The sequence below is a fragment of the Neolewinella aquimaris genome (genome assembly GCF_014197245.1).
GTDB lineage: Bacteria > Bacteroidota > Bacteroidia > Chitinophagales > Saprospiraceae > Neolewinella > Neolewinella aquimaris.
Window position 1 is genome coordinate 159,513 of record NZ_JACIFF010000003.1, and the last position, 12,536, is coordinate 172,048.

Consider the following 12,536-nt stretch of genomic DNA (forward strand, 5'->3'; position numbering starts at 1 on the left):
AGTGTAGTGGCCCGCTTTCCTCAGGGAGATGCGGGCCACTCCTGGTTTTGGGCCGTTCGTCAGGTGGTTGACTGCGTACTTCTAATAGGAGGGTGGAGTAGATCGGAGGTCGTTACTTTCGTCGGGTACTTCCAATTGCACTGCATGACCGTCGCCCGCCAACTCCTCTGTACTTCCCTGCTGTTCCTGACCGGCCTGACGACCGCGCAGACCCTGACCGGTCGGGTGACCGACGAGGCTACTGGAGAAGCGCTGCCCTACGCATCCATTTACGTACAGCAGACCGGTACCGGTGCGACCACCAACATTGAAGGGCGCTACGAGCTTAAACTGCGGGGAGGGAGCAACACCATCGTCTTTCAGTACCTCGGCTACCAAACGCAGGTGGTGAACGTGGAGAGCAGCCGCGGATCGCTCGACGTACAACTGCGCACCGAAGCCCTCGATTTGGACCAGGTAGAAGTGCTCAGCGGGGCGGAAGACCTCAGCTACAGCGTTATCCGTCGGGCCATTGCCAAGGCCGACTACCACCGCAACCAGGTGGACCGTTACACGGCCGACGTGTACCTGAAGGGTAAGGGGAAGGTGGACAAGATCCCGAAGCTTTACCAAAAGCTGGTGCCGAAGGAGGAGCGGAAGGAGGTTACCGAAATGATCGGCAAGAGCTTCACCAGCGAGACCACCAGCCGCATCAGCTACACCCGGCCGAATACCTTCACCGAGGAGGTGGTGTCGAAGTACGTCGTGGGGGAAGAGAATTTTTCGGTCAGCGGCTACATCTTTTCTTCCTTTTACCAGCCCGAAGTGGCCAGCGTGGTAAGTCCGCTCTCGCCCAAATCGTTTGCCTACTACAAATTCGAGCACGAGGGCGTCTTCCTGGACCAGGGAAAGCTTATCAACAAGATTCGCGTCATACCGCGCAGTCGGGGAGAGGATGTTTTCGAAGGCTACGTCTATATCGTGCAGGACGACTGGGCGCTCCACAGCCTCGATCTGCGTACCTACGGCATGGGATTCACCATAGACATTAAGGTGAACTACAATGAGGTGGCCGATCGCATCTGGATGCCCACTACCACTACCATCGAGGGCAGCGGCGGCATCATCGGCATCAAGATCAGTGCCAGCTACATCGCCAGTACGAGCAACTACGACATCGAGCTTAACCCCGATCTCGGGGGCTACGTGGAGGTCATCGATGAAAAAACCCAGCCGGAGGCGGCCGCCACTACCCGCCGCGAAAACCAGGTAGCCGGCTACGAGGAAACACTCGAATCCGGCGGCGAGCTCACCCGCAAGGAGCTTATGAAGCTGATGCGCAATTACGAAAAGGAGGAACAGGAAGCCACCGATAAACCCGAGGTGGTGGGCAACTACACCTTTAAGGACGACAGCGTAAAGACCATCCGGGACTCGGCCGCCTGGGAGGCCGTGCGGCCCATACCGCTCACGCAGGAGGAAATCGTCGGTTACCGCTATCAGGACAGCATTGCCCGGGTGGAGCGGCTTGATTCTATCGCCGAAGCTCGTGGGGAGAAACCGCCGAGTGAAAGCAAGCCAGGAAAAAAGCCGCTGCCCCCCGCCCTGCGCTTCGACGTGAGCCCCGATCTGCAGTTTAATCCCGTGGAGGGCTACGCCGTGGGAGCGAAATTCACCAAGAACCTGCGCCGGACCGTCGTTGAGGATACCAGCAGCCATAAGGTGAAATTCGGCGAGCTCAGTCTGCGCACCCGCTATGGATTTGCGTGGAAACGGGGCAGCTGGGAGCTTGATTACCGCAACTGGACGAATAAGCAGGGGGCGGGCAAGTACTATATTTCAGGTGGTCGTTACTTGCGGCAGTTCGATGCCAGTCCGGCCATCGACCCCATCCTTAACAGCTTTACGGCCCTACTGTGGGGGGATAGTTACGTCCGCCTCTACGAGCGAGCATACGGAACGGCGGGCTACAGCAAACGATTCAGCGACGCCTTTAAGTTGGGCGGCTCCGTCACCTACGAAGACCGCCGCGCCGTCAGGAATACTACCGACCACCGCTGGGGCGGCGAGGATGATTTCGCCTATGCTCCTAACCAGCCCTTTAATGAGGAGCGGGGTGCCGTGAACCGGGTAGAAAATGCAGCGCTATTGGAGGTCCAGGCGGCCTGGCGGCCGGGGCTCAAATATCTCATCCGCAACGGAAGGAAGCGTATGATCGAAAATTCCGCGCCGACGCTCGGGTTTCGCGTGCAGACCGGACTGCCCTCCCTGGCGGAGAGTGTGTCCGACTTTACGCTGCTGGAGGCCAGCTACCGTCACCGCTTCGAAGCCGGGCGAAAGGGAGCGGTCAACTTGCTGATCCGTGGTGGTGCTTTCGTGAGCAATACCTATGTGGACTTCCCCGACTTCAAGCACTTCGCGACTTCCGAGATCATCCTCACCCGCCTCGACCCCATCGGCAGTTACCGTTTGTTGCCCTACTACCGCAACAGCACCGGAGAGGAGTACGTGGAGGTCTACGCCCACTACCAGTTTCGCAAACTGCTGCTCACCAACATCTGGCAGCTGCACCTGATGGGACTGAAGGAAGATCTTTTCGTCAACTACCTCTACACGCCCACCAGCGAGCACTATACCGAGGTGGGCTACTCCCTGGATAACCTGTTGCGGGTGCTGCGTCTGGAATTCGTTACCTCCTTCCGGGACGGCAAGTACGACGACTTCGGGGTGCGGCTGAGCTTCACGACCACCTTCGGCGGGGGCGATGATGTGGATGATGAGTTTTGACCCTCGTCGGCCCCTCGTCGGCGCCTCGTCGGCCGACCGAGGAACGAGGCTCGTCCGCCGAGGGCACACCTTCAGTTGGCGGACGAGCGCTGCTCGGCCGACGACCATCAGACCGCTAAGAAATCCCGAATAATTCTTTCCCCCACCTTCGCCGACTTCTCGGGGTGAAACTGGGCGGCGTAGAAGTTATCCTTCCGCAGCATGGCCGCAAATTCCCGCCCGCAGTAGGTGGTGGTGGCCACGGTATCCGGTCCTGGCTCGACGTAATAGCTGTGGACGTAGTAGCAAAAATCGCCGTCGACCTCCTTGCTGACCCAGTCGTTGGTGGGAGCGAGTTTCACCTCGTTCCAGCCCATGTGGGGCACCTTGTCGCCGTTGGTGGGGCGAAATTGGTGTACCCGCTCCGGGAAGATGCCGAGGCACTCCACGTCGCCCTCTTCGCTGTGGCTGCACAGCAGCTGCATGCCCACGCAAACCCCGAACACCGGCTGGGTGAGGGAGCGAATGAGGTCGGCCAGTCCCGTTTCGTTTAGGTGCTTCATGGTGGAGGCCGCGTGGCCGACACCGGGGAAGATGACCTTATCGGCCGCGCGGATTTTGGCGGGATCGCTGGTCAGCTCGTGCTCCACCCCGATGCGCTCGAGTGCGTAGAGGACGGAGCGAATGTTGCCGGCGTTGTAGTCGATTACTGCTACCATGGGGCGAAAGTACAATGCGGCCTCTGGCCGCGCTGTTCGATGCGGCCTCCCGGCCGCGATAGTACGACGCTGCCTCCGGCAGCGACTTCATCCATTCTGAATAACTAGTCCCGCGCGCTCGGAGAGCGCCTCGTACTATCGCTGCCCGGAGGCAGCATCGTACCGCCCCGGAGGCAGCATCGTACTACCGGCCGAGATGCACCAGCAGCACACTCACGTCCGCCGGGCTCACCCCGCTGATGCGACTGGCCTGGCCGATGGTCACCGGCTTGAGCTTATTCAGTTTTTGGCGGGCCTCCTTTGAGAGGGCGGTGAGCTGCTCGTAGTCGAAGGCCTTGCCCAACTTGATGCCCTCCAGGCGGCTCATCTTCTCGACGGCCTGCCGCTCGCGCTCGATGTAGCCTTCGTACTTGAGGGTGACTTCGGCCAGATTGACGGTCTCGGCATCGTAGGGAGTGAGGAAGTCGCGCAGGGCGGGCACGGCATCGGCCATTCCCTCCAGGCTTACGCCAGGACGGGCGAGGATGGAATCCAGTTTTACGCCCTGCTTCAGGGAGGCGGTACCGACGCTCTCGAGGTAGCCGTTGATCTGCTCCGGGGTGATGCTGTGCTGACGGAGCTCACCGGAAATGTCCGCTACTCCTGCCCGTTTACTTTGCACCCGCGCTATGCGGCCATCCATGTCACGTACGCCTAGTGCGGCGGCCATGGGGGTAAGACGGAGGTCGGCATCGTCCTGCCGCAGGAGGATGCGGTACTCGGCCCGGCTGGTAAACATGCGGTAGGGCTCCTCGGTGCCCTTATTAATAAGGTCGTCGATGAGCACGCCGATGTAGGCATCGCTGCGCCGCAGGATGAAGGGATCGCGTTCCTGAACGGCCAGTGCCGCGTTCATACCCGCGATGAGGCCCTGGCAGCCCGCTTCCTCGTAACCGGTGGTGCCGTTGATCTGTCCGGCGAAGAAAAGGCCGTCGACCAGCCGCGTCTCCAGGGTAGGGCCGAGCTGGGTGGGCGGGAAAAAGTCGTACTCGATGGCGTAGCCGGGACGGAACATCTTCATGTTCTCGAAGCCGCGCACCTTGCGCAGGGCCTTATACTGTACATCCTCCGGCAGACTGGAGCTGAAGCCGTTCACGTAGATCTCGCAGGTGTTGCGGCCCTCCGGCTCCACGAACAACTGGTGCTGGTCGCGGCCGGCGAAGCGGTCGATCTTGTCTTCGATACTGGGGCAGTAGCGGGGCCCGAGTCCCTGGATGCGGCCGTTGAACATGGGGCTGCGGTCGAAGCCCTCGCGCAGGGTTTCGTGCACTTCCGGACTGGTGTAGGTCACGTGGCAGGGCAGCTGATCGGTCAGCGGCGGGGTATCGGTATAGCTGAAGCGGCCGGGATTTTCGTCGCCGTGCTGCACCGTCATGGCGCTATAATCGAGGGTACGGCCGTCGAGGCGGGCGGGGGTGCCGGTCTTCATGCGGCCAGCCTCGAAGCCGAGTTCCTTTAATTGTTCGGTAAGGCCGGTGGCCGATCGCTCTCCGGCCCTTCCACCGCCAAACTGTTTTTCGCCGATGTGGATGGTGCCGTTAAGGAAGGTGCCGTTGGTAAGCACCACCGACTTGCCGGGAATCTCCATACCGAGGCCGGTCCTCACGCCCTCAATCCTTCCATCCTTCACCACCAGACCAACGACCATCTCCTGCCAAAAATCAATATTCGGGTGGGCTTCCAGTTTTTCGCGCCAGTTCAGGGCGAAGGCCATGCGGTCACTCTGGGCGCGCGGGCTCCACATGGCGGGTCCCTTGCTTAGGTTGAGGAGGCGGAACTGCACCATGGTCTCGTCGGTCACGATGCCGGAGTAGCCGCCGAGGGCGTCGATCTCACGTACGATCTGTCCTTTACCGACACCGCCCATGGCCGGGTTGCAGCTCATTTGGGCGATCGTCTGCATGTTCATGGTGGCCAGGAGTACCTTGGCGCCCAGGTTGGCCGCAGCGACGGCAGCCTCACAGCCGGCGTGACCGGCACCGACCACAATGACGTCGTAGGTAGGAAACATAATTTTCGGTTTGGCGGAGTGTTACTAACGCGCGGTAAACGCACAAAGTTACGGTTTTCATTAGGGCGGGCGCGCGGGTGCCGGGCAAACCCGTAAAGCAGGGTTGAGTGGTGGGGCGATTAATTATACAAAATCTAAATAAGGCCCAATACTTAACAAGCGTAGGCTTGGGTGGCCTAGATGTTGCCGATGTCGTAACTTTGCCGCAATTCCCAAAAGTCAGGTAAATTGACCGACTTTTGATCTCTTTCGGCTTACCCCAGTCGAGTCAACCGTAACAATGCATACCCCGCGTATGAATAATTTTAAGAGACCGGCCGGCCTATCTTTACTGCTACTTGCCGCGGTATCGCTTCAGTCGCAGTCATCGATGTCCGGTGGGAACCTGGTCTTCTACGGCCTTGCCGCCCTGGCGCTCCTCATTTTCTTCTACATCGTGGTTAGCGTGGCCGATAACTTCATGGTCATCGAGTCAAAGCAGATGGGTCTCGACGATGAGAACCGTGCCGGACTGTTCCCCGATTTCCGGCAGATGTTCGCAAGCAAGAAACCCGGCTACCTGAAGGAAGCACACGTATACACCCTCACCAAGGGATACGATATCCCGATGGACGGCGAACCCCAGGAAACCATCCGCGACGCCAAGGTGACCCGCTTCGCCATTTCACCCCCCGACTTCTTCGGCCTGCGCCCCATTCCCAAACTGCTGGTCGAGGAAGGCGACGTAGTGAAAGCCGGCGATCCGGTTTTCTTCGACAAGCAACTCTCGCGCATCAAGTTCGCCGCTCCCGTCTCCGGTGAGGTGATCTCGGTGACTCGCGGACTGAAGCGCTCCATTTCCGAAATCGTCATTCTGGCCGATAAGGAACAGGAAAGCCGCAGCTACGAACTGCCCGCCGCCGGTGCCTCCCGCGAGGAGTTGGTAGAATTTCTGCTGGAAAGCGGTGCCTGGCCATGTATCCGCCAGCGTCCCTACAATTTGGTCGCGAACCCCGACGTGGTGCCCCGCGACATCTTTGTCTCGACCTTCGACACCTCCCCCGTCGGCCCTAATCTGAACCTTACCGTACGTGGACGTATGGATGTCTTCCAGGCCGGCGTCAACGTACTGCGTCGCCTGACGCCCGGTCTTGTTTACCTCGGCCTCGATGGTCGCGGCGAATCGGACTCCCCCTTTGCCGCCGTCTCCGGAGCCGAGAAGCGTTACTTCCGTGGTGCCCACCCGGCCGGCAACGTTGGCGTACAAATTCACCACATCCACCCCTGCGGCGTAGGTGAGAACACCGTCTGGACCCTTGGTGTGGAAGAAGTACTTCTGCTCGGCGAACTCTTCCAGCACGGACGCTACGACACTACCCGCCTGGTGGCCATCTCCGGTGGTTCCTTCAGCGACCCGAGCTACGTTCGCACCCGGGCCGGTGCCAACATCGGCGAGCTGATCGCCGGCCAGACCCTGGAGCCGAACTCGCGCATCATCAGTGGCGACGTGCTCTCCGGTATCCAGAAGTCGGAGGAAGGCTTTTTGGGCTTCTTCGACAACCAGGTCACCGCAATTCCCGAGGGTAACGAAGCCGAAGTGTTCGGCTGGTTGCTGCCCCTCAAGCCGCGGGCGTCCATCTCCCCCACCATTCCGGTGCTGAGTGATAATATCCACATCACCACCAACAGCCACGGGGAGAAGCGGGCCTTCGTGGTCAACAACGATTACGAACAGGTGATGCCGATGGATATCTACCTGACCCAACTGATGAAATCCATCATCGTCAACGACCTCGAGAGCATGGAAGGGTTGGGCATTTACGAGCTCGTTCCGGAAGATGTAGCGCTGGCGGAGTTCGCCTGCGTGAGCAAACAACCCCTGCAACAGATATTGCGTCAGGGGCATGACACGATGATCGCCCAGGGATAACTATAAAATAAACGGACTGTTTGAATTCAGCAGTCCGCAACTATAAAGCTTGACATGAAAGCATTGCACGATTTTGTTAAGAAGTTTGAGCCGGATCACGGGACTTCCCCCTTCCTGCACACGACTTACGACGCTTTCTATACCTTCCTCTTCCAGCCACCCGCCGTCACCCAGGGTGGCGTGCACGTACGCGACGGCATGGACCTTAAGCGCCAGATGGTGTGGGTCGTGCTTGCCCTGCAGGTGCTTTACATCTTCGGTACCTGGAACATCGGCCAGCAGCACTTTTCGGCGCTGGGCCAGCACACCGGCCTGCTGGAGGGCTTTCACCTTAAGATCGTGTACGGCCTGATTCAGGTCATTCCGATTTTCATCGTCACCCACGTGGTCGGTCTCGGTATCGAGTTTCTCTACGCGGCCAAGAAGGGCCACTCCGTGGAGGAGGGCTTTCTGGTTTCCGGTGCCCTGATTCCCCTCATCATGCCTCCCGATATTCCCCTGTGGATCCTGGCCGTCTCGGTGGCCTTTGCCGTTATTCTCGGTAAGGAAGCCTTCGGTGGCACGGGCATGAACATCTGGAACATCGCACTGCTGGCGCGGGTCTTCATCTTCTTCGCTTACCCCACGACCATATCTGGTGACGAAGTATGGATCAGCGGTATCGAAAAGATCGATGTAGGCGTTTACGCCAGCGAGGCTTACAACTTCGTGCACCACGGCTTCGACTGGATCTTCGCCGGCCTGGGTTGGAATACCTTCGGTCAGGGCGGCACGCTGGTCGCTGACGGCTTCACCGGGGCAACGCCACTGGGTATTGCCGCCAAAGAAGGCTGGGAGGGCGTATCGGCCGTTTATACTCAGAGTGAAATCTTCTGGGGCACGATTCCCGGTTCCATCGGTGAGTCGAGCGTACCGCTGATCCTCTTCGGTATGGCCTTCATCATGTTTACCCGCATTGCCGACTACCGCATCATCGTCGGTGGAATCATCGGACTGCTGGTTGCCGGCTTCATGCTCAATGCCATTGCTCCCGCCGAGCTGACCGAGGACACCCCCGGTATCTTCAAGTTTATGGCCATTCACCCGCTGCGGCAGATGATCATGGGCAGCTTCCTCTTCGCCATCACCTTCATGGCCACCGATCCGGTCAGTAGCGCCGACACCCCGACCGGCAAGTGGATTTACGGATTCCTGATCGCCTTCATCGGCCTGATTATTCGGGTACTCAACCCGGCCTATCCCGAGGGCTGGATGCTTTCCATCCTGCTGCTCAACACCTTCGCTCCCCTGATCGACCACTACGTGTACCAGGCTAACATCAAGCGTCGTGCCAAGCGCACCTCGGAGATGGCTAAGACCCGCGACGAACTGATCACCAAGCGGAACGACGACGTGGAGATCTTCACCCCCCAGAATGCCGAAGGCTACCGACCCGTCGGTAACGTAGGGAACTACTAACCTAAATATCACTCGACCATGAGTACCAAATATATCTACACCTTCGGCGTCATCATGACGGTGGTCGTAGCCCTCGTACTGGCCGGCTTCCGTACGGTGACCGCCGACGCCGCCGCGCGCAACGAGGACATCTTCAACAAGCGGGAAATTCTCGCCACCGTGGCCGAACCCCTGGCTGAAGCCGGTACGCCGATCGGTACCCTGACCGACGAGCAGGTGCTGGAAATTTTCGATAACCAGGTGGAACAGGTGCTCGTGAACTCCGCCGGCGAACAAGTCGATCAGGAGTTTTCCGCCCTCGACCTTGCCAAGGAGTACAAGAAGCCGGAGGATGCCCGCATCTACCCCGTCAATATCTTCGACCTGAACGGCGACAAGTACTACGTCTTCAGCGTACGGGGCAATGGACTCTGGGACGCCATCTGGGGCAACATCGCCCTGGCCTCCGACCTCAATACCGTCACCGGAGCCAGCTTCGACCACGCCGGCGAAACTCCCGGACTGGGCGCCGAGATCAAGGACAATTCCGGGTGGAAATCGCAGTTTAAGGGCAAGAAGATCTTCGATGGCGATAAGTTCGTCAGCATCATCGTCCGTAAGGGCGGTGCCGTCGACCCGGATCACGACGTGGACGGCCTGAGCGGTGCTACCGTAACCGGTGACGGCGTAACCAAGATGCTCTGGAACGGACTCAAGGCATATGAGCCCTTCATTGAGGAGCAGCGTGCCGAAAACGGTGCCACCAGCATGAACCTAAAGTAAACTTATCCCCGCCGGTCGATGCCGGTGGTGACCTATAGCTACAAACATGGCAGAATCAACTGAAATTAGAACCGGTGTCGTAGCCGATCCCGCCGGTCAGGAAAAGGAGCCCCTGTTCGGGAAGAAGGAGAAGATCCTGATTACCGACCCCCTGCTCGACAACAACCCCATCACCATCCAGGTACTCGGTGTGTGTTCGGCCCTGGCCGTCACCTCGCTCGTGTACCCCTCCCTGGTCATGGCGGTAGCGGTGGTATTCGTCTGCGCGTTCTCGAGCCTGTTTACCTCGCTGATGCGCAACATTATCCCGAAGGCCGTACGTCTGATCGTGCAGTTGGTAATTATCGCTACCCTCGTAACTCTGGTGAACGAAGCACTTAAGGTCCTCGCCTTCCCCGTATATAAGCAACTGTCGGTCTACATCGGTCTCATTATCACGAATTGTATCGTGATGGGCCGCCTGGAAGCCTTCGCGATGGCCAACAAGCCCTGGCGTTCCTTCCTCGACGGAGTAGGTAACGGACTGGGCTACGGTCTGATTCTGGTCGCCGTCGGTGTCGTCCGCGAACTGTTCGGCAAGGGGAGCCTCTTCGCCGGTTCCGGTATCGCCATGAACATCATCGGCCCCAGCGGCGACACCACCCAGTACTGGATCAACACCGCCGCCGAAAGCGGCATCGGAAGCTTCTTCGGCTGGTACGCCAACAACAACCTCATGGTACTGCCCGCAGCCGCCATGTTCGTGATCGCCGTCTTCATCTGGATTCAGCGCAGCTACAACACGAAGTTGGTAGACGTATCGTAGGGCCTTCCCCCCCTTCAATCCCTCAATCCCTACTTACCCCCGATCCTTCCTTCTCCCCCCTCAATCCTTCAATCCTTCACCCCATGGGAGACTTCCTCAACATCTTCATCAAGTCGGCCTTCATCGAGAACATGGTGCTCGCCTACTTTCTCGGTATGTGCTCGTTCCTGGCCGTATCTAAGACCCTGACCACCGCCACCGGACTCGGACTTGCCGTCATCTTCGTACTCGGCATCACCATGCCGATCAACTGGGTGATCAACGAATTTATCCTCATTCCCGCGGAGCTCGAATTCCTGCGCTTCATTCTGTTCATCGCCGTTATCGCCTCTACGGTACAGCTGGTGGAAATGGTGGTGGAGAAGTTCAGTCCCGGCCTCTACGCCGCCCTGGGAATCTTCCTTCCCCTCATCACGGTGAACTGCGCCATCCTCGGGGGTAGCCTCTTTATGGTGAGCCGGGAGTACAACCTGACCGAGTCGATCGCCTTCGGTTTAGGTGGCGGTTTTGGCTGGTTTCTGGCCATCATCGCTCTGGCGGCCATTCGCGAGCGCATTCGCTACAGCAACGTTCCCCCCGCCCTGCGTGGATTGGGAATGGCCTTCCTGATCACCGGCCTGATGGGCATTGCGTTTCTGAGCCTTACCGGTATCGATCCCGCCGTCTTCGCCGGTTGGAGCGGCGTTGCCGAGTAAGTTTTACCCTGAATAGATAAACCGTCGGTCCCGGAACCGGCTTATACGTAAAATATCCCACCATGATTACCATCGGAGCAGCGGTTGTAGTTTTTACGGCCATCGTGCTTGCCCTCATCACCATGCTGCTGGTGGCCCGTCGGAGACTCGTCCCCCAGGGTGAAGTAAAGATCATCGTCAACGGAGATACGGAGAATCCCCTACTGGTTCAGCCGGGCAACACGCTGCTTACGGCCCTGTCCGACAAGAGCGTCTTCCTGCCTTCCGCCTGCGGCGGCGGCGGTACCTGCGCCATGTGTGAGTGTGAGATCACTAAGGGCGGCGGCGACGTACTGCCTACCGAGCTCAACCACCTTACCCGTCGGGAAGTAGCTGAGCACAAGCGTCTGGCCTGCCAGGTGAAGGTGCGTGAGGATATGGAAATCCACATCCCCGAAGAAATTTTCGGCATCAAGAAGTGGGAATGCACCGTCGACCGGAACTACAACGTCGCGACCTTCATCAAGGAGTTCGTGGTGCGGTTACCGGAAGGGGAGAGCCTGGATTTCGAATCGGGCGGCTACATCCAGATCGACGTACCCAAGATCGAAGTCGACTTCAAAAATTTCGACATCACGCCCCACCCGATTTTCCATAAGGGAGCTCCCGCCGATAAATTCAAGCCCGACTGGGACAAGTTCGGCATGTGGGACTTCAAGATGAAGAACGACGAAGAACAGTTCCGCGCCTACTCCATGGCGAACCACCCCGGGGAAGGCGACATCATCATGCTCAACATCCGGATCGCGCCACCGCCCTTCGACCGGCAGAAGAACGCGTACATGGACGTGAACCCCGGTGTCTGCTCCAGCTACGTCTTCAACCAGAAGCCCGGCGATAAGGTGACGATCTCCGGCCCCTACGGTGAGTTCTTCATCAAGCCCACCGACAAGGAAATGATTTACATCGGTGGTGGCGCCGGCATGGCCCCCCTGCGGAGCCACATTTTCCACCTCTTCCACACCATGAAGACGGACCGCAAGGTCAGCTACTGGTACGGTGGCCGCTCCAAGGCCGAACTCTTCTACACGGAGGAATTCGAAGCCATTGAGAAGGACTTCCCCAACTTTAAGTACCACATCGCCCTCAGCGACGCCCTGCCCGAAGACAACTGGAACGGCATGACCGGATTCATCCACCAGGCCGTCCTTGACAATTACCTCAAGGATCACCCCGAACCCGAAGAAATCGAGTACTACCTCTGCGGCCCGCCCCTGATGCTGCAGGCCGTTCAGAATATGCTCGATGAGCTCGGCGTACCCGAGGAAAACATCGCCTTCGACGACTTCGGTAGCTAGTACAACGCGGTCTCCTGACCGCGAAAGTACAAAGCTGCCTCCGGCAGCGCGGGGAA

General features: G+C 58.9%; 9 protein-coding genes. 7 read left to right on the top strand and 2 right to left on the bottom strand.

What is annotated here, in order from left to right; all coding sequences use genetic code 11:
- Positions 1–144: 144 nt before the first annotated feature.
- Entirely contained in the window at positions 145–2,766 is a 2,622-nt protein-coding gene (locus GGR28_RS07335) for a DUF5686 and carboxypeptidase regulatory-like domain-containing protein (protein ID WP_183495121.1), read from the top strand.
- A 107-nt stretch (positions 2,767–2,873) separates the two neighbouring features.
- Here GGR28_RS07335 and hisH read toward each other — a convergent pair whose 3' ends face one another.
- Both hisH and mnmG read right to left on the bottom strand, forming a co-directional pair.
- The gene (hisH, locus tag GGR28_RS07340) at positions 2,874–3,464 is read right to left on the bottom strand and encodes an imidazole glycerol phosphate synthase subunit HisH (RefSeq protein ID WP_183495122.1); all 591 of its coding nucleotides are present in this window, start codon (positions 3,462–3,464) and stop codon (positions 2,874–2,876) included.
- A gap of 184 nt (positions 3,465–3,648) precedes the next feature.
- Entirely contained in the window at positions 3,649–5,514 is a 1,866-nt protein-coding gene (mnmG, locus tag GGR28_RS07345) for a tRNA uridine-5-carboxymethylaminomethyl(34) synthesis enzyme MnmG (RefSeq protein WP_183495123.1), read from the bottom strand.
- 295 nt (positions 5,515–5,809) lie between these two features.
- On the opposite strand from mnmG, the gene GGR28_RS07350 reads away from it, so the two are divergent.
- The 6 genes from GGR28_RS07350 to nqrF all read left to right on the top strand — a co-directional run bounded on the left by GGR28_RS07350 (position 5,810) and on the right by nqrF (position 12,480).
- Entirely contained in the window at positions 5,810–7,423 is a 1,614-nt protein-coding gene (locus GGR28_RS07350; RefSeq protein ID WP_183495124.1) for a Na(+)-translocating NADH-quinone reductase subunit A, read from the top strand.
- A 54-nt stretch (positions 7,424–7,477) separates the two neighbouring features.
- Positions 7,478–8,881: an NADH:ubiquinone reductase (Na(+)-transporting) subunit B gene (locus tag GGR28_RS07355; protein WP_183495125.1), complete on the top strand. Its 1,404-nt coding sequence runs from the start codon at positions 7,478–7,480 to the stop codon at positions 8,879–8,881.
- Between the two features lie 18 nt (positions 8,882–8,899).
- On the top strand, positions 8,900–9,643 hold the full coding sequence (locus tag GGR28_RS07360; RefSeq protein ID WP_183495126.1) for an FMN-binding protein: 744 nt from the start codon (positions 8,900–8,902) through the stop codon (positions 9,641–9,643).
- A 46-nt stretch (positions 9,644–9,689) separates the two neighbouring features.
- Positions 9,690–10,448 carry an NADH:ubiquinone reductase (Na(+)-transporting) subunit D gene (locus GGR28_RS07365; protein ID WP_183495127.1) on the top strand — a complete coding sequence of 253 codons (759 nt, stop codon included), beginning with the start codon at positions 9,690–9,692 and terminating at the stop codon, positions 10,446–10,448.
- An 83-nt stretch (positions 10,449–10,531) separates the two neighbouring features.
- Positions 10,532–11,143: an NADH:ubiquinone reductase (Na(+)-transporting) subunit E gene (nqrE, locus tag GGR28_RS07370; RefSeq protein ID WP_183495128.1), complete on the top strand. Its 612-nt coding sequence runs from the start codon at positions 10,532–10,534 to the stop codon at positions 11,141–11,143.
- Between the two features lie 62 nt (positions 11,144–11,205).
- Positions 11,206–12,480, top strand: coding sequence for an NADH:ubiquinone reductase (Na(+)-transporting) subunit F (nqrF, locus tag GGR28_RS07375; RefSeq protein ID WP_183495129.1), 1,275 nt, complete (start codon positions 11,206–11,208; stop codon positions 12,478–12,480).
- Positions 12,481–12,536 lie beyond the last annotated feature (56 nt).

Excerpts from the sequence above, each read along its gene's own strand:
- GGR28_RS07335 (WP_183495121.1), top strand. The coding sequence starts at position 145 with ATGACCGTCGCCCGCCAACTCCTCTGTACTTCCCTGCTGTTCCTGACC.
- hisH (WP_183495122.1), bottom strand. The coding sequence starts at position 3,464 with ATGGTAGCAGTAATCGACTACAACGCCGGCAACATTCGCTCCGTCCTC.
- mnmG (WP_183495123.1), bottom strand. The coding sequence starts at position 5,514 with ATGTTTCCTACCTACGACGTCATTGTGGTCGGTGCCGGTCACGCCGGC.
- GGR28_RS07350 (WP_183495124.1), top strand. The coding sequence starts at position 5,810 with ATGAATAATTTTAAGAGACCGGCCGGCCTATCTTTACTGCTACTTGCC.
- GGR28_RS07355 (WP_183495125.1), top strand. The coding sequence starts at position 7,478 with ATGAAAGCATTGCACGATTTTGTTAAGAAGTTTGAGCCGGATCACGGG.
- GGR28_RS07360 (WP_183495126.1), top strand. The coding sequence starts at position 8,900 with ATGAGTACCAAATATATCTACACCTTCGGCGTCATCATGACGGTGGTC.
- GGR28_RS07365 (WP_183495127.1), top strand. The coding sequence starts at position 9,690 with ATGGCAGAATCAACTGAAATTAGAACCGGTGTCGTAGCCGATCCCGCC.
- nqrE (WP_183495128.1), top strand. The coding sequence starts at position 10,532 with ATGGGAGACTTCCTCAACATCTTCATCAAGTCGGCCTTCATCGAGAAC.
- nqrF (WP_183495129.1), top strand. The coding sequence starts at position 11,206 with ATGATTACCATCGGAGCAGCGGTTGTAGTTTTTACGGCCATCGTGCTT.